This is a genomic window from Acidobacteriota bacterium, assembly GCA_012517875.1.
Lineage (GTDB): Bacteria > Acidobacteriota > JAAYUB01 > JAAYUB01 > JAAYUB01 > JAAYUB01.
Genome location: JAAYUB010000161.1, coordinates 1 through 17,612, shown reverse-complemented (window position 1 = coordinate 17,612; position 17,612 = coordinate 1). Strand labels below are relative to the sequence as shown.

Genomic DNA, 17,612 nt, shown 5'->3' with positions numbered 1-17,612 from the left:
TTGGACGGTGCGGAGGTCGGCGGCAGGAACGGGTTCGGCCGCGGGCGCCCTAGTCATCGCGGCCGCCGATGAGGCCGGCCCGCAGGAGGAAGTAGAGCAGCGTCACGATGGCTGATGCGGCCGCCGCGACGTAGGTCATGGCCGCCGCGGAGAGCACCTTGTTCACGCCCGCCAGCTCGCCGGTAGAGACCAGCCCGTAGCCGGTGAGCATCTCCTTGGCCTTGGCGGACGCGTTGAACTCCACCGGCAGGGTCAGGAGCTGGAAGACCACCACGGCGCTGAAGAGCAGGATGCCGATCTTGACCAGGCCCATCAGGCCGATGACGAATCCCGCCATGATGGCGATCCAGGCGAAGTTGGAGCCGATCGAGGCGACGGGGACCATCATGTTCCGAAGCATGAGGGGCGCGTACGACTTGGCATGCTGCACGGCGTGGCCGGTTTCGTGGGCGGCGATGCCGACGGAGGCCAGCGACGGGCTGCGGTACACCTCGGGCGAGAGCCGGACCACCTTCTTCGTCGGATCGTAGTGGTCCGAAAGGAAGCCGTGGGTCTCCACCACCTCGACGTGACCCAGACCGTTGCGGTCCAGGATCTGACGGGCAGCCTGGGCGCCGGTGATCCCGAAGGCTGTCCGGACCTGCGAATATTTCTTGAAAGCGCTCTTGACCCGGAAGCTGGCGAAGAACGACAGCAGCATCACGGGGAGCATGAGCATCCAGTACAGGGGATCGATTCCGAACATACCCACCTCACATTGTGCGTCCGGCCCCGGGCCGGTACGGATTGGCGGCGGCTGGTGCCGCCGCGCTGAATTGGATGCGGCCAGTCGACAAAAGGTCTAACCGCCCGCTCGGACTGCCGCCTATCGGTTCGCCGGTTCCCCGAACACCGCCGGGTCGATGCGGAACCGGTAGAGGCTTCGATAGGTTGTCACCAGGAGGTGTCCGTCCTGGAACTCCATGTAGTCGTGGGCGCTGTCGATGGGGGTCCGGCTGAGCACGCGCCCCGTGTCGGCATCAAGGATGAACAGGAAATCCGGCTCGGCGGTGAAGCCGTAGCCGCAGAACACCCGGTTCCGGTCGATGATAAAGATGTTGTTTGAAACGAGCGGCGCCGTCCGCCACAGCACCCGTCCGGTGTCGAGATCGACGCAGACCAGGGCCGAGCACCGGCCGCCGGCCTCCCGGGAGTAGGACTGGCAGGCTTCGTTGAAGTAGATCCGCCCGCCGTGGTACCGGAAGTCCTGGACCTCCAGGTGGTCGGGACTGGACAGCAGCGGCGTCAGGTCCAGCTCGCGCGTCGGACGGCCCTCAGCGTCGAATAGGACCACCTGCGTTTCCCGGCTCTGGGGCCCGGACATGACCGGCGCGCGGTACAGCACGGCGAAGCCGGACTCAATGGGGTCGACGATTCCCAGTTCCAGTCCGCCCCACAGCCGCGGCACCTGGATGGGGTGGGTCCCATCGGGGGTTTCGCGCAGGCGGTAGATGCGGCCGTTCGGCTTGTTGGCCGAGCCCAGGCCGAGCGCGGCCAGGTCCGTCACCGAGTCGATGGGTTGCCGCGAGACCTGGATCAGCCGGGAGGGAACGGGATCGCCGCCGGCAGCCGGGCCCGTTGTCGTCAGGCCGCCCAGCAGCACGGCCAACAGGATAGGCGGCAGGTGACGGGTCCGATGCATCATACGGGTTCCTCCGCGTGCGGATTGGGGCACCGGCCGTGTGGGGGTGTGACTGCGCCCCGCCGCTCCAATTCTGACAATCTTCACCGGAGGTGTCAATGGATCGTTTGCCCCCGGTTGTCTGGGATGGACCTCGCGAATGATTTGGTGACAGCCGGTCGATCGGGCCGAACTCGCGGCGCCACCTTCTGACCATCGAGTTTGTTATAATCGGGTTGTGGGCATCCAGGCGCATTCGGCATGATCGGCGAGGGGCTATGGCGAACTCCATCCATTCGGCGATCACGGGTCGGGCGGCAGAGTGCATCCGCACAACGGGTCGGTGGATGGCCGGCGCCGCTTGGGTGGTCATGCTGGTGGCCGGCGGGACGGCCACGCGGGCATTCGGGCAGGGAGGCAGCCAACCGGTGATGTCACCATCACAGCAGACGGACCGTCAGGTGGTGATGCTGGGGCGGGAATCGCGCGTCCCCTGGCAGCACCTCATCGACCCCGATCGCGCGGCCGACGCCGTGTACGTGGACCTGGCCGGCGGCGGTCAGATTGTGGCGTACATCCAGGGCGGCCTGGCGTGTCCCGGTCCCGCCTGGCTGCTGGGGAGAATGGAGGCGGCCCGGGGGCGATCCAAACGCCCCGGTGATCCGTCCGCCGTGACGGAGCATCAGCTCGCGGTCGATGCCTGGGGGTGTGTGCGCTGGACCGAAGGGCCGGAACTCCTGACCCGCCTGGCCGATCCGGCGCTGCCGCCGGTGGACCGCCTGGATCTGGTGAACCGGATCGGTGCCGTGGGGATGGACGCGGTGCCGGTGCTCATTGCCCACCTGGGGGACGAGCGCCCGGTGCTTTGGGAAACGAAGCTGCGGGAGTATGGCCAGGCGCCCGGAACGCCGTGTCCCGCGGCCGCGTCTGACCCGGTTGCGGGCACCGTGGCTCAGCCCCTGGGCCAAACCTGCGAAAACCTGCTCTACGCCATCATCACCCCGCGCGGTTATCGGTCCCCGTTCGAGGCGGGCGCCCACCCGCCCCGCGTCGGGCGGATGTTTCGGGTGGCCGACTGGCCGGCCTGGTGGGGCCGCAACCACGCGCGCACGCTGGACGATGTTCGCGCCGCGCTCCGGCCGGTCATCGACCGTTACTGGCAGTCCAACGGCGAGGAACAGGTAGTCCGCTGATCCGGGTGGCGCAGGCGTCCCGCCTGTTTGGAGTGCGCGGACAGGACGGCGCTTTGGATTCCCGCGGGACGCGGGCGTCGAGATTGTGCTTTGCGCGCGTCACCGCACTCCGCGATGTTGCCTTGCGCGTCCCGCGCCCATCCAGAGCGGCGTCATGCCGCCGCACTCCAGACCGTCATGCCGTCACACTTCTTCACGCCGTTCCATCCGGAGCCGCCCATGGTCGCGGAGTCTCGTGATCGCGGAATGCTTCAGCCGCTCAACTCCTGACCCGCAGGGTGGAGCGCCCGCCGTCGACGCCGATGACCTGGCCGGTGATCCAGCCGGCTTCCGGTGAAATCAGAAATGCGGCCAAGGCGGCGACCTCCGCGGCGTCACCCAACCGGGGCAGGGGGTGCAGGTTGGCGATGGCGGTTGCGGTCTGCTCGTTGGCCAGAATACCGGCGGCGAGGGGCGTCCGGGTCAACGAGGGAGCAATGGCGTTGACGCGGACCTGAGGCGCCAGTTCCGCGGCGAGCGACAGGGTCAGGCCCGCAACCGCCGCCTTGGCCATGCCCACTGAGGCATGAAGGGAAAATCCTTGCCGGGCCGCCACACTGGAAAACAGCACCACAGACGACGGTTCGCCGCCTTTGCGGAGCGCCGGCAATGCCGCCTGCACTGCCAGGGCCGCCCCCGCCGCGTTGATTCTGAAATCGTTCAGAAAATCGGTCTCGGTGAGGCGCGACAGGTTGCGCAGCGTGATGGTGCCCACGGCGTACACAAGACCCGCCAGAACGTCGCCGGCGTCGGCCGCTGCCCGGGCGAAGAGCCCGGTGTCGGTGACATCGCCCGCCGTGGTGCCGGCGCCGAGTACCGCCGCCAGTGCCTCCAGACGGGTGCGGTCGCGGCCTACGAGGTGCAAGTCGTACCCACGCGCTTTCAGGGTGCGGGCCGTCGCGGAGCCGATGCCGCCTGTCCCGCCGTAGATCAGAATTTTTTCTGCCATGACCTCCTCCATTGTCTCGGGACGGGGCAAGACGGCTTCGTCTGTCATCCGATTCCGCCCGGCGCGCAAGCCCGCAGGTTGCCGGTCGCCGGCAGCTTGCGGGTTCTGTCGCCGTTGAGATGCGGCGAACGACGGAGAGGAGTCAGCCGTTGCGGTTCGTAGCCGGGATGGGAAAGTCTAGAGTGAAAAGCTGGATGCCCTGATTTCACCGAAAAAAATCCCGAGATGCTGAAAAAAAACGCCGCCGGTGGAAGCCGGCGGCTGAAAATTTGGCTGGGAGGCAGGGATTCGAACCCCGATAGGCGGATCCAGAGTCCGCAGTCCTACCATTGGACGACCTCCCAGCAGGACCGAAGGCGCACTATACCGCCGCAGGAGGAGGATGTCAAGAGGGACAGTACTCGGAAGATAGGAGGCAGGCGATTACGGTGGAAGGGTGAATCGGGAAACGGGAGACAGAAAATGGGAATCGGGAAACGAGAGACGGGAAACGGGAGATGGTAAATGGGAAACGGGAGACGAGAAAGTGTAGACGAGAGAAGTTAGACGAGCAGAACGAACGATCAACAATCAAACGTCTGCGAACCCGCGAACCGGTAACTTGTGGACCTGCGAACCTGCGAACCTGCGAACCTGCGAACCTGTGAACCTGCGAACCTGTGAACCATCCAACCTCGCCCAATTCCCGTGTTTCCGATGATTTGACAATTATTTCACGAAATTGTGATACAGGTCATACTTTGACCCGGAGATGTGCATATGATAAGGTCGCGTGATGTAGGAAAGGGTGGTTATCATGTTTGACCTGACTCGGTTGACCTATTGCGTGGAACAGGCCCGGATGGAGATCCTGCAGGGCCGGGTCCTGTCCGGGATCGACCAGATCCACCATCTGAAGAAAAACGGCCACCAGGTGGATGTCTCCATCATCGAGGACATCGTTGACCTCCCCTCCTTGATGAAATACCTGTACGATGAGACCTTCCTCGGCGACGCCATCACCGCCACCCGCTGTCTGGCGGCGCTCAAGGAGCTCGACTACCCGGTGGACCGGCAGAAGATCAACTACATCCGCTACAAGAAACTGTCCATGATGGGCCTCCGGCTCAACAGCTACTATGACAACGCCCGGCCCGCCTTCGCCTCGCTGCTGCGCACCCTGCGCTCGTTCTTCGCCGAGATCGGCGACTATCGGGAGTGCATGCTCCACAAGACCGACGCCCGGATCACCTTCGAGGAGGACGTGATCGTCCGCTTCGCCAACGAGTCGTTCCGCGACCTCTTCCTCCAGATCGCCTTCCAGCAGGCCATCGAGTTCGGCCTGAGCTTTCACTGGGAGAACCATCACTCCATTCTGAACCAGGAACTCACCGGCCGCCTGAGCTGGTCGCTGATCCAGCCCCAAAGCAACCTGCCCAAGGAGTGGTACCACGGCATCAAGGGGAAGTTCGACGATTTCATCCGCTCGCTCATCGCCAAGCTGGAGACGCTCGACATGCCGCGCTACTTCCCCTCCAGCGGCAAGGTCAGCGACCTGGTCTGGGTGATTTTCTCCCGCGACTACACCGTGGGGCAGCGAATCAGCTCCACCATGCGCAACTACGCCACCCTCCAGATCCAGGACCTGGAACTCCTCGAGGGGTACCTGGGTCAGGATGAGGGCGGGGTGGGTGCCTTCATCTGTTACGTCTCCTTCAACGATTTCGACGTCATCTCGGCCATTGTCCGCCACAAGCTGACCCGGGCCAACATGGGCGCGCCGGTGATCATCTTCGCCGAGCCGCTCTTCTTCAAGGTAGTCAAGGACCGCAGCCTGCTTTTCCCGGGTTGTGAATTCGTCCAGGCCATCAGCCCGGAGAACATCCAGAACCTGGAATTCACCCTGACCAAGGTGCAGGGTTTCCGCCGCCGCTTTGTCCGCCTGCCGCTGAACATGGAATGCGAGGCTGCACTGCGTCAGGGCGTCGAGCACACCCGGGCGACGCCGGTCAGCCCCGGCGGCACCTTCATCAAGACCCACAAGTCGGTGCCGGTGTTCACCCGCGCCGAGGTAACCCTGCGCGACCCGCTGGCCGGATTCGAGGACACCTTCGGCGGCCGGGTGATCTACAACGCCGCCGGCGGCACGGCGGTGGAATTCGACAACCTGATTCCCTTCGACAAGTTCCAGCGTCTGCGCGACCTGTCACTGGACCGTCACCGGAAGGTGCTGGACACGCTCAAACGGTCGCGGGTCTGAGCCCGCCATCCCCCCGTCCCGACGAATCCTGAACCGCCGCCGCCGCATCCATCGCGGTCGGCAGCGAAGCGGCCGCCTGCTCCGGCGGGCTCAGTTTTTCTGGTGGCCATCCGCCGGGTGAAGGATTACAATACCCGGCTTGACTGGCCGCGGAGGCGAAACGTCATGATTGATGTGCAGCGGATGCGCGATCACCGCAAACTCGATATCAAGAAGGTCGGGGTCAAGGGAGTGACCTACCCCATCATCGTTTTGGACCGCGCTCGGGAAACCCAGTCGACGGTGGCCGCCATCAACATGTACGTGGACCTGCCTCACCACTTCAAGGGCACCCACATGTCGCGGTTCATCGAGATCCTCAACGAATACCGCGGCGAGATGACCGTGCACAAGATGCCCGAGCTGCTGCAAGCGATGCGCGACCGTCTTGAGGCCGAGACCGCCCACATCGAAATCGAGTTCCCTTACTTCATCGAGAAGGAGGCGCCGGCCAGTCGGGCCCGCTCGCTGATGGACTACCAGTGCTTCTTTCTCGGCACGCTGGGCGCCGAGCTGGATTTCATCCTGGGCGTGCGGGTGCCCCTGACCAGCCTGTGCCCATGCTCCAAGGAAATCAGCCGCTACGGCGCCCACAACCAGCGCTCGCTGGTCACCGTGCAGGTGCGGAGCCGCGATTTCATCTGGCTGGAGGAGCTGATCGGACTCGTGGAATCCTGCGGCAGCTCCGAACTCTATGCCTTGCTCAAGCGCGAGGACGAGAAGCACGTCACCGAGCGCGCCTACGAGAACCCGGTGTTCGTCGAAGACCTGGTCCGCAACGTCGCCCTCAAACTGCGCGAAGACCCGCGGATCGCCTGGTTCACGGTGGAAGCCGAGAACTTCGAGAGCATCCACAACCATTCCGCATACGCCTTCATCGAGATGGACAAAGAGCACGACGGTGACATCGCCCTTTAAGCACGCGGTCACGATCTACACCGACGGCGCCTGCAGCGGCAACCCCGGGCCGGGTGGCTGGGCGGCCGTGCTCCAGTCCGGCGAGCATCGCAAGGAGATCAGCGGCGCCGCGCGCCACACCACGAACAACATCATGGAGCTGACCGCCGCCATTCAGGCGCTCCGGCAGCTTCGCGCCCCCAGCCGGGTCACGCTGTTCTCCGACAGCCGCTACCTCGTGCAGGGGATGACCGAGTGGCTGCCCAACTGGATTCGGAAGGGGTGGCGCCGGCCGGGCGGTACCGTGGCCAACCGCACGCTCTGGGAGGAACTGCATCGTCTGGCCGGCCGCCATGCGGTGATGTGGCGCTGGATCCCGGCCCACCATGACGATCCGGTCGCCTCCCATCCGGAGAATGCCCGCTGCGACGAACTGGCCCGCGCCGCGATCGCGGCCATGGAGAGAGAGGAAGGGGGTGGGGCGACGACGGAAATTCCGGACGATCCGAGCTGAGGTCCGGCGGTCAGTCGGCGGCCGCGGGTGATGGCCGGCGGGCGCGCCACCAGTGCAGTGCCTTGTCCTTGACCACGACCAGCAGCACCAGCGTCAGAAACATGGGCACGAAGACAGCAAACGCCTCCAACAGGCTGAGGGATTGCCCGAACCGGCGCACCAGCCCGATATTCCACGCCGAGCCGTAGATGATGAGCAGGTGCAGCCAGTAGATCGTCAGCGTTTCCGAGCCCACCAGCCGGATGATCCAGGGGACCGACCGGACCTTGCGTGCCAGCGCCGAGATGCCGGTGAAGATGAGCATGACGCAGCCCAGCCGGAGCCACAGGCTGTGGGCGGCCAGCGTCCCGAACTTCAGCTCGGGCGGCAGCCTGAGGAACAGCCAGTAAATCGGCAGCCCGATCGCCAGCACGGCGAGCCCCGCCAGGAAGAAGGAACCGTGCCAGTCGTCGCGCGCCCTGAAGCGGGACTGGTGCCAGTGGGCGGCCAGGAAGCCGCCGTACATGAAGCCCACCCACGGCACCATGGGAAAGTACGAGTTGAAATTACCGCCGATGTAGAAGTTCCACAACTGCGGTGACACCACCTGGCCGTTGAGGAACCAGATCAGCGGGCTGAGCAGGAAGAGGAGCGGCATGGCAATCCCGATGTAGGTGAAGAACCGCCGGCGGCTGCGGAGCAGGGCGATGAGGATGTGCAGACTCAGCAGGTTGGCGGCGACGCATTGCAGGATATCCACGTTCATCCAGGAGAGCCACTGGGTGGCGGTCAGCGGCATCGTGAAAATCTGTAGCGGGTTGCTGAACGGCAGGTGGAGCATGTAGCCGATGAACAGGAGCAGCGCCACGCGGCGGAGGCGCCGCCAGAGGCGCGGCGACCAGCGCAGGTAGTCGTCCCAGTAGCGGGTGGTGGCCACGTAGAAGGCGAACCCGCTCACAAACAGGAACGTCGGCGCAGTCAGGCCGCGGAAATGCTGCCATTCGGCGAACAGGGTGGTGCGACGGATGGACTCGCTCAGCAGATCGTTGAACGTGTGGCCGAACACCATCATCACGCAGGCATAGGCCCGGACGATGTCCACGAAGAGCAGACGCTGGCTGGAGGAATCCTGAACAATGCCGGTGGTCACGGAAGCCTGCCTGGCAGATTCTCCCGTGCGGGCCGGCGGATACGAAACCGGTGGCGGCGCCGCACAGGTCGGCGGGCCGGACGTCTCGGGCGAATCGGGAGCGCCGGCTTTGCATCCAAAGTGTATCACAGGTCCCGGCGGCGCCCGCAAGCGTTTTACCCCGCGGGCAGATTCGGCGACTCTGTTATAATGTGTTCAATTTTCGGCCGGACCGCCTCCACGGTTATTTGATAACAGACGACTCATCATACCGGTTCATATTTTTTTCTTTCGGAGGATTCATCCCATGGATATCTGGTTCATCCGCGTCATCTTCTGCTGTCTGCTCGTCTATGCCTCCTTCGCCCTCCGGCCGTTCGGGAGCAACCTGCCCGCCAATCTGATCGCGGGGGGCGTGCTGGCGCTGGCCATCATCCTGTTCGAGATCCGGATCCGCCGGCTGAGTCTCCGGACGCTGATCGGCGCGCTGATCGGCTCCATCACCGGCATCATCGGCGCGACGCTCATCTCGCTGGTGCTCAGCCGGATGACCGCCATCCCCGCCTCGGCCGGCACCTTCCTCCAGGTGCTGATCATCATGCTCATGGCCTATGTGGGCCTCATTGTGGGCGCCGACAAGGGCAATCTCCTGAACGCGAAAGTGTTTGAGGGGCTGTTCACCGCCGACAGGTCGCCGCTGGTCTGCCCCAAGATCATCGACACTTCGGTGATCATCGACGGCCGCATCGCCGACATCTGCGAGACCGGCTTCCTCGACGGCGTGCTGGTGCTGCCGCAGTTTGTCCTGCACGAGCTGCAGATGATCGCCGATTCATCGGACTCCATCAAGCGCAACCGCGGCCGCCGCGGGTTGGATATCCTGCAGCGCATTCAGAAGACGGTGGGGGTCAACGTACAGATCGTCGAGAAGGACTTTCCCGAAGTAAAGGAAGTGGACCTCAAGCTCATCGAGCTGGCCCGCGAGATGGAGGGGAAGATCATTACCAACGACTTCAACCTGAACAAGGTGGCCCAGCTGCGGGGCGTCAGCGTGCTGAACATCAACGAGCTGGCCAACGCCCTCAAGCCGGTGGTTCTGCCCGGCGAGACCATGAAGGTGTTCATCCTGAAGGAAGGGAAGGAAGAAAACCAGGGGGTGGCCTACCTGGACGACGGCACGATGGTGGTGGTGGACGAGGCGCGGTCCCTGATCAGCCGCAACGTGGAGATCGTGGTGACCAGCCTGCTCCAGACCACCGCCGGCAAGATGATCTTCGGCAAGATCGGCCGGGTGCTGAGCCCGACCGCCGCGGAGCAGAAAAATGGCAAATCCCGTTGACGGCGCCGGCCCGGCCGCCGCGCCGGGCGAACTCCGGATCGGCACCGGCATGGACGTGCACCGCCTGGTCCCGGGCCGCCCCCTCTGGCTGGGCTGCGTCCAGATCGACCACCCCGCGGGGCTCGAGGGGCACTCCGACGCCGACCCGCTGGCCCACGCGATCACCGACGCCATCCTGGGCGCGCTGGGGCAGCGGGATATCGGCTGCCACTACCCGCCCGGCGAGGCGCGATGGCGCGGCTATCCGGGCATCCGGTTCCTCGAGGACATGCGCGATCTGCTGGCCCGGTGGAGCTGGGCCATCGTCAACGTGGACGGCGTCATTGTGGCCGAACGCCCGAAACTCGCCCCGCACATCCCCCGTATGACGGGGCGTGTGGCCGAGGGCCTCGGCGTGGACCCCGCCCGGGTGGGCATCAAGGCCAAGACGTTCGAGGGGCTCGGCTTCACCGGCCGTGAGGAAGGGATCATGGCGCAGGCCGTGATCCTGCTGCAGAAGATCCGCTGACGGGACGCCGCCGGCGGGGCATCCCGGGGAACAATCCGGAAAGGAACACGATGAACAAGCTGCGCGTCTGGTTCGCCATCGCAACGATCGCCGCCTTGGCCGGTCCGGCCGCCGCGGCGGAGGTGTATCCCCTGGCCCAGGTCAAACGGGGCCAGAGCGCCACCGTCCGCACCTGTCTCGAGGGCCGCCAGGTCGTGGAATTCCCGGCGGAGGTGCTGGGGGTGCTGGAGAAGTCGATCTCCGGCTACGACGTGGTGCTCATCCGGCTGAGCGGCGCCGAGATCGAGCGGACGGGCCCGTTCTCCGGCATGAGCGGCTCGCCGGTTTACATCGACGGCAAGCTCATGGGGGCGCTGGCGTACTCGTTCCCGTACACCACCGACCCGGTCGCCGGCGTCACGCCGTTCGAGCAGATGCGGGCGCTGTTCGGCACCGAGCCGGGCCCGGTCGCCGCCGGAGGTCCGGGCGGCGTCCTGGATGTGGGGACGATGCTGGATCGCATGGCCAGTCCGGACATGCGCACGGCGTTGGCGCTGCCGCCGCCCCTCGGCGGCGGTGAGGCGGCCGCGCTGCGGCCCATCGGGACGCCGCTCATGCTGTCCGGCTGCACGCCGGCGGTGCTGGAGCAGTTTCGGGACGTCTTCCGCGACCTCGGTTTCGTGCCGGTGCTGGGCGGTGCCTCCGCCGGCGCCACCGGCGGCGCCGCGGCGGGATCCCCGCCCCTGGCGCCCGGGGCGGGGGCCGTGGTCACCCTGGTGCGGGGCGACATCGGCATGGGCGCCGGCGGCACCGTGACCGAGGTGGACGGCGAGACCGTGTATGCCTTCGGCCATCCGTTCCTGCAGGCGGGGCGGACCGCCATGCCGCTGCACGATTCCGAGATTCTCGCCGTCGTCCGCAACCTGAACAACTCGTTCAAATTCTTCACCACCGGCCAGCCGGTGGGCGCCGTGCTCCAAGACCGCCTCCTCGGGGTCATGGGTCGGCTCGGTGCCCGGCCGGACTTGATCCCGGTCGCGGTCACCGTCGAGACGCCGCGCAAGCCGCCCGCGGCGTTTGCGATCGAGGTGGTGCGCGACCCGTTCCTGACGCCGTTCCTGGTCAACTACGCCCTGTTCAATTTCTTGCAGGCCGAAGAGCGGGCCATCGGCGCCGCCACCATCGACATCACCGCGGAGATCACCCTGACCGGCGGCGAGACGATTCCGATCCGCAACGTCATTTCGAGCCCGCTCACCGCGGCCCAGCAGGCGGCGCTGTTCGTGGCGGTGCCGCTGCAGTACATCTTCAGCTCCGGGTACAAGGATCTCGACGTGGCTGGTGTCCGCGTCAAGGCCGTCATCCGCGACGAGCTGAGCGCTGCCCGGATCGATTCGGTGCAGGTGGATCGGGCGGAGGTCCGGGCGGGCGAAACCGTCAACCTGAAAATCAACCTCCAACAGCAGGACGGGCGGATGACCGCCATGGGCTTCCCGCTGCACCTGCCGGCGGACCTGCCTGCCGGCCCGGTGCAGGTGTTCGTCGGTGACGGGGCGACGCTGACCCAGCTGGACCGCCAGCTGGAGCCAGGCCTGTTCACCGTGTCCACGGCCCGGCAGCTCGTGGGGGCGCTCCGGAACTTGCGCCAGAACGCCACCGTCTACGTCAAGCTGTACCGGAAGGGCGACGGGATCTTCTCCCGCGGCCACTCGTTCCCGGCCCTGCCGGCGTCCTGGCTCGACATCTTCAGCGGCTCCCGCACCCAGGGAGCCAGCGTGCCGTTGCGGTACATCCATTTTTTGGAGAAAAGCCTTGGAGACCAGAACTATGTCATCACCGGCGCCCAGAACTTCCAATTGGATATCCGTCCCGAATAATCGAAGGTCCCGCGCCGCGCGCACCTTGGTCGTCGCGCTGCTGGTCCTGGCGGCGCTGCCGGCGGCGGCGCAGGCGGTCCGGCCCAGCTGGTACGAGCTGGATTCGTATGAGGATTTCAGCGCAGGCAAGGTCAAGGGCCTGGCGGTCACCGACGACGGGCGGCTGGTGCCCGCCCCCGGCTTGCGCGAGCTGGGTGATTCGGGTCAGCCGTACATCCTGTCGGCGGTGCGCGATGCGTCCGGGACGGTCTATTTCGGCACAGGGCATGACGGCAAGGTCTTCAAGCTCCAGCCCCAGGGCGGCGTGACCGAGGTGTTCGACGCCGAAGAGCCCGACATCTTCGCGCTGGCGGCCGGGCCCGACGGCACGCTGTACGTCGCGGGCAGCCCCGGCGGCCGGATATACCGCGTGGGCCGCGACGGCAAGAGCGCGGTGCTGGCCGAGCTCAAGTGCAAGTATGTCTGGGCGCTGGCCCTGGGCCGCGACGGCGCGCTCTACGCCGGCACCGGCGTGGAGGGGCGCATCTACCGCGTGGGCGAGGGTGAGCCCGCCGTGGTGTTCGACTCGGACCAGACCCACGTACTGAGCCTGGTGACGGAGGCCGACGGGCAGTTTCTGGCGGGCACGGCGCCGGCGGGCTATCTGCTGCGCATCGGCACCGACGGCCGAGCGGTGTCGCTGTTCGACGCCCCGCTGGCCGAGATCCGCCAGATCGCCGTGGATCGCTACGGGGTGGTGTACGCGCTGGCCTATGGCAAGGAGTCGGCAGACGGCGAGACGAAAACCACCGGGGCCGCCGAAGCGGTCGCGGCCGACGTGGTGGTGTCGGTGTTCCAACGGGACGAGACGCCCAAGGCCAAGCGGACCAAGACCGACGCGATGGCCGCCGCCATCGGCACGGCGGCGACTGCGTCAGCCGACGTGGCGGCCGTCTACCGTTTGGACAAAACCGGCGGCGCGGTGCCGATCTGGCGGTCCGAGGAGGACAAGGCGTTCGCTTTCGCGCTGCAGCCGGACGGCACGGTGATTCTGGGCACCGGCACCCGGGGGCGGCTGCTGGCCCGGCAGCCCGACCGGTCGCGGCTGGTGCTGGCCGAGTCGGGTCAGGAGCAGGTGACCGCGCTGCTCCCGGGCGCCGACGGCATCCTGGTGTTCACGTCGAACCAGGGCCGGGTGTATCGGCTGGGCGCCGAGGCGGCGGGCGCCGGCGAGTGGGTGTCCGATGTGGCCGATGCGGGCACCGTCGCCCGGTTCGGCGTGCTCCGAACCGTGACGGCGCCGCTGCCCGAAGGGGTGCGTGGCGAGTACGCGTTCCGCTGCGGCAACACCGCCCGGCCCGACGCCACGTGGACCGACTGGCAGGCGCTGTCGGGCGGCGATGCCGTCTATGTCATCGGCGCCCCGCCGGCGCGCTATTTCCAGGTACGGGTCACCCTGACCGCCGGCGGCGGGAAGGCACCCGGCCTGGCGGGGCTGTGGGTGGAGCGCCTGGCGGTGAGCTACGCCCAGCGGAACCAGGCGCCCCGGCTGCTGGCCGTGGCGGTGAATCCGCCGGGTGTGGTCTTCCAGAAGCAGCCGCCCATGATGCAGCCGGGCGAACCGCCCGACTACGGCGCCGCGTCCACGCTGGAGCTGCCGCCCCACATCCTGGCGGCGCTGACCCGGATGAGCGGCGCCATGCAACTGCCCAAAGTCTTCAAGACCGGCCAGGTGTCGCTGAGCTGGACCGACGAAGACCCCAACGGCGACCTGCGGGAATACGCCGTGGACATGCGTTCCGTGGGCGCCACGGCCTGGACCCGCCTGGCCGCCGGGATGCGGGAGCAGTTCCTCAACATCGACCCGGACGTGCTGGCCGACGGCGACTACCTGTTCCGGGTGACCGTTTCGGACGCCCCGGCCAATCCGCCGGGCGAGGCCGGTACCGACACGCTGGTGAGCCCGGTGGTTACCGTGGACACGCGGCCGCCGCGGCTCCGGGCGCTGGAATCGGGCCGGACCGCCCAGGGACTGGAGGTCCGGATCGAGGCGGCCGACGAGCGCAGCCCCATCCACGCGCTGGAGTATTCGGCGGACGGCGGACGGCGCTGGGAACCGCTCTTCCCCGAGGATGGCATCTGCGACCAGACGGTGGAACGGTCGAAGCTGGTCGTGTCGGCGCTGGCCGCCGAGGTGCGGCAGCTTCTGGTGCGGGCCATGGATTATGCCGGCAACGTTGCGGTGCTGGCCGTGGAGCCGCCGCTCAAGTGACCCGTCGACAGCCCATCGTGAGGAGAAATTCCGTGAGCCGACCCTTTGCCGTCGTCGTCGGGGCCGTCCTGGCCCTGGGTGTTCTTGGCATTGTGATCGTCGCCGAAACCGGCGCCTCCATCACCGGCGCCGCCGATCCGGCCACGGCCATGCCGACGCTCCGCGAGCAGGCGGCCCTCCGCCAGGAGTGGTTGCGGCTCCGCCTGGAACGGAACCTGCCGGCGGTCATGCGCCGAGCGGGCGTGCCCATGTGGCTCGTGGTCGCCAGCGAGTACAACGAGGACCCGGTGTTCTTCTCGCTGGTGGCGCCCACCGAGCTGTCGGCGCACCGGCGTTCCATCCTCGTCTTCTGCGACCGCGGTGAGGCCGGTGTGGAGCGGCGGGTGATCGGCGGCAGCGCCAGCGGCGGACTGTACCAGCCGTACCGCGATCCGGAACTGGCCAAACAGGCGCCCCGCGAACGGCTCTCCTGGGCACTCCTACGGCGGCTGGTGGAGGAACGGCAGCCGGCGGCCATCGCGGTGAACATCTCCACGGGCACGGCGCTGGCGGACGGCCTGTCCGCCGGCGACCGCGAGCTGCTCGAGGCAGCGCTCGGGCCGTCCTGGGCTGCCCGCCTGGTCCGGAACGACAACCTGGCGGTGGAGTACCTCTCCCTGCGCCTGCCAGAGATGCTCCCCTTCTACCGGACGCTGATGGGTGTCGCGCACCACCTGATCGGGCGGGCCTTCTCGGCTGAGGTGATCACGCCCGGTCGGACCACCACCACCGACGTGGTGTGGTGGCTGCGGCAAGAAGCGGCCCGCCTCGGCTGCGGTGTCTGGTTCCACCCCACGGTGGACGTGCAGCGGCGCGGAATGGGCGGCGGATTCAAGCCCCCCGACGACACGGAGACCGTCATCGAGACGGGCGACGTGATCCATGTGGACCTGGGCCTCACCGCCGCGGGGCTGGCCACCGACACCCAGCACATGGGCTACGTGCTGCGGCCGGACGAGACAGACGCGCCGCCGGGTTTGAAACGGGCGCTGGCGGCGGGCAACCGGCTCCAGGACATCGTCATGGCCGAGCTGCGTCCGGGCCGCACCGGCAACGAGGCATTGACGGCTGCGCTGGCGGCGATGCGCGCCGAGGGGATCATGGGGGCGGTCTACTCCCATCCCGTGGGCGACCACGGCCACGGCGCGGGGCCGGTGGTGGGCCTGTGGGACCGCCAGGAGGTCATCCCGGTCCGCGGCGACCGGATGATCCTGGCCGACACCTGGTGGTCCGTCGAGCTGTACGCCGCCGCCGCGGTGCCCGAGTGGGACGGCCAGGAGGTGCGGATGATGCTGGAGGAGGACGCCTCTCTGTCCGCCGCGGAGATCGAGTGGGTGCGGCCGCGGCAGGAGAAGTTCCACCTTGTGGGGAAGCGGTGAATCGGTGAATCGGTGAATCGGGGCGAGGCCGTTGCTATTGATCATTTTTCATTGGTCATCTGCCATTGATCAATTCGGATGATTCCGGTCTCGGCCATGCGGCTTGGGGTCGGCGGCGGGCTGAGTGGCGCGGGTGGAGCGGCCTCGGTGGGGTGGGCGAAGGGCAAGCCGCCCTGCACCCCGAATCCATCATCATGAAGAGGGTGTCAACATGACAAGGACGTCTGTGCTTCTATGTTGCTTAGAAATTTTCTGGGCAGTCAGTTTCCCGAAACCTGTGCCGGCGGCGGATACAACAGGAAGCAGTCATCGCGGCTCCGGTCAATTGATCAGCACCAGCGGCGAGGGGAAACTGTATCGATACGGCGCGCTGCATGTGGTTGAACTGCATGGGAATTATCGCGAAATGGGTCGGCAGTACGGCGTGATGCGCAAGGATGTCTTGAACGAGGTGCACCGGCAGATGATGAATAATCCAACGCTGGTATCGGCCGCAAAAGACATGGCGATGCGCGAGAAGGAACTGCAGGCGGTCTATGCGGCGTATCCCCAGTATGACGCGATGATGAAGGGCATCGCGGAGACATCGGGCCTGGGTGACCAGGCGTATCTCGTGTGCAGTTACATCCAACTGTTCCATGTTCTCACGGCAGACTCTCCGGCTCCGGGTGGCTGTTCGTTCAACGCCGTGTGGGGGCCCTATACGTCCGACGCCAAGGTGATCGCCGGGCGCAATTTTGATTTAAGCAACGTCATCAACCGGTACACGGAAATTGTGGTTTATAACCCCGATGACGGGAGCATCCCCGTCGCCAAAGTGGGATATGTGGGCTCGGTGTATCTGACCTCCGGTTTCAACCGGGCGGGGTTGTTTCTGGAATTGAACAACGGCGATGTCCCGTATGCACGCTGGCAGGCCCAACAGGGACCTGCGAACATCGCGACCAGCCCGAAAAACATCGACACCTACCTGGAGCTCTTCCAACTGGTCCAGCACTCAGCCGACACCGCGGAATTGGACCGGCGCTTCGCGTCGGCCCGCACAACGGTCGGCTGCATCATCAATGCGGCCGACACGAACGGCGCGTTCTCCTACGAATGGATCCCGGGCAAATACACGAAGCGGGCGCCGTTTGACAACGAATCGCTGGTGGCCACCAACGACTTCATCGATCCGTCGTGGGGATTGAGCTTGCCCCCGCCGGGAAGTTCCACCGATACCGGCCAGAGCATCTTGCGGTTGTTCAATTTAATGATGATGAACTACAAACATAAAGGAACGATCACACCCCAACGGATGATGCAGCTCATGAGCACGCCAACCTCGGAGGGCGGGCCGTTTTTCCCCACATACACCAGCTACCAGATGGTGGTCGTGCCGGCGGACCTCAAAATCTGGTTCAGAGTCCCGGAGCATCACGACTGGACGGAAGTGGACCTGAGCAATCATTTCGATCCGGCGTGCCGATGATTGTTTGAATTTCATCGGGGAACGGTGAATCGGTGAGTCGGTGAATGGGTGAATCGGTGAATGGGTGAATCGGTGAATGGGTGAATCGGTGAATGGGTGAATCGGTGAATGGGTGAATCGGTGAATGGGTG

General features: G+C 66.1%; 14 protein-coding genes and 1 tRNA gene. 10 read left to right on the top strand and 5 right to left on the bottom strand.

What is annotated here, in order from left to right:
• Positions 1-49: 49 nt before the first annotated feature.
• Together GX414_15595 and GX414_15590 are read right to left on the bottom strand one after the other, a co-directional pair.
• A complete protein-coding gene (locus GX414_15595) occupies positions 50-745 on the bottom strand; it encodes a zinc metallopeptidase (GenBank protein NLI48524.1) in 696 nt (231 codons plus the stop codon).
• Positions 746-865: 120 nt separating this feature from the next.
• Positions 866-1,684: a hypothetical protein gene (locus tag GX414_15590; GenBank protein NLI48523.1), complete on the bottom strand. Its 819-nt coding sequence runs from the start codon at positions 1,682-1,684 to the stop codon at positions 866-868.
• Positions 1,685-1,938: 254 nt separating this feature from the next.
• Here GX414_15590 and GX414_15585 point away from each other — a divergent pair, with 254 nt between their 5' ends.
• Positions 1,939-2,853 (top strand): hypothetical protein, encoded by a 915-nt coding sequence (locus GX414_15585; protein NLI48522.1) that lies wholly within the window; start codon positions 1,939-1,941, stop codon positions 2,851-2,853.
• A 259-nt stretch (positions 2,854-3,112) separates the two neighbouring features.
• Here the strand turns inward: GX414_15585 and GX414_15580 are convergent, their stop codons facing one another.
• Together GX414_15580 and GX414_15575 are read right to left on the bottom strand one after the other, a co-directional pair.
• Positions 3,113-3,841, bottom strand: coding sequence for an SDR family oxidoreductase (locus GX414_15580; protein ID NLI48521.1), 729 nt, complete (start codon positions 3,839-3,841; stop codon positions 3,113-3,115).
• A gap of 270 nt (positions 3,842-4,111) precedes the next feature.
• Positions 4,112-4,185 (bottom strand) — tRNA-Gln (locus tag GX414_15575).
• 452 nt (positions 4,186-4,637) lie between these two features.
• Here GX414_15575 and GX414_15570 point away from each other — a divergent pair.
• The 3 genes from GX414_15570 to rnhA all read left to right on the top strand — a co-directional run bounded on the left by GX414_15570 (position 4,638) and on the right by rnhA (position 7,530).
• Positions 4,638-6,080, top strand: coding sequence for a hypothetical protein (locus GX414_15570; GenBank protein NLI48520.1), 1,443 nt, complete (start codon positions 4,638-4,640; stop codon positions 6,078-6,080).
• A 165-nt stretch (positions 6,081-6,245) separates the two neighbouring features.
• Positions 6,246-7,037 (top strand): GTP cyclohydrolase I FolE2, encoded by a 792-nt coding sequence (locus GX414_15565; GenBank protein NLI48519.1) that lies wholly within the window; start codon positions 6,246-6,248, stop codon positions 7,035-7,037.
• Positions 7,021-7,530 carry a ribonuclease HI gene (gene rnhA / locus GX414_15560; GenBank protein NLI48518.1) on the top strand — a complete coding sequence of 170 codons (510 nt, stop codon included), beginning with the start codon at positions 7,021-7,023 and terminating at the stop codon, positions 7,528-7,530. Before GX414_15565 ends, rnhA begins: the two co-directional genes overlap by 17 nt.
• 10 nt (positions 7,531-7,540) lie before the next feature.
• Here the strand turns inward: rnhA and GX414_15555 are convergent, their stop codons facing one another.
• Positions 7,541-8,659, bottom strand: coding sequence for a DUF1624 domain-containing protein (locus GX414_15555; protein NLI48517.1), 1,119 nt, complete (start codon positions 8,657-8,659; stop codon positions 7,541-7,543).
• Positions 8,660-8,945: 286 nt separating this feature from the next.
• On the opposite strand from GX414_15555, the gene GX414_15550 reads away from it, so the two are divergent.
• The 6 genes from GX414_15550 to GX414_15525 all read left to right on the top strand — a co-directional run bounded on the left by GX414_15550 (position 8,946) and on the right by GX414_15525 (position 17,481).
• The gene (locus tag GX414_15550) at positions 8,946-9,977 is read left to right on the top strand and encodes a PIN domain nuclease (GenBank protein NLI48516.1); all 1,032 of its coding nucleotides are present in this window, start codon (positions 8,946-8,948) and stop codon (positions 9,975-9,977) included.
• Entirely contained in the window at positions 9,961-10,485 is a 525-nt protein-coding gene (locus GX414_15545; GenBank protein NLI48515.1) for a 2-C-methyl-D-erythritol 2,4-cyclodiphosphate synthase, read from the top strand. The genes GX414_15550 and GX414_15545 overlap by 17 nt, the downstream gene beginning before the upstream one ends.
• 50 nt (positions 10,486-10,535) lie before the next feature.
• Positions 10,536-12,341, top strand: coding sequence for a hypothetical protein (locus tag GX414_15540; GenBank protein NLI48514.1), 1,806 nt, complete (start codon positions 10,536-10,538; stop codon positions 12,339-12,341).
• 25 nt (positions 12,342-12,366) lie between these two features.
• The gene (locus GX414_15535) at positions 12,367-14,592 is read left to right on the top strand and encodes a hypothetical protein (protein ID NLI48513.1); all 2,226 of its coding nucleotides are present in this window, start codon (positions 12,367-12,369) and stop codon (positions 14,590-14,592) included.
• A 149-nt stretch (positions 14,593-14,741) separates the two neighbouring features.
• Complete coding sequence (locus GX414_15530; protein NLI48512.1) at positions 14,742-16,010, top strand: aminopeptidase P family protein; 1,269 nt, start codon at positions 14,742-14,744, stop codon at positions 16,008-16,010.
• 211 nt (positions 16,011-16,221) lie between these two features.
• Positions 16,222-17,481 (top strand): hypothetical protein, encoded by a 1,260-nt coding sequence (locus GX414_15525; GenBank protein ID NLI48511.1) that lies wholly within the window; start codon positions 16,222-16,224, stop codon positions 17,479-17,481.
• The last annotated feature ends 131 nt before the right edge of the window (positions 17,482-17,612 follow it).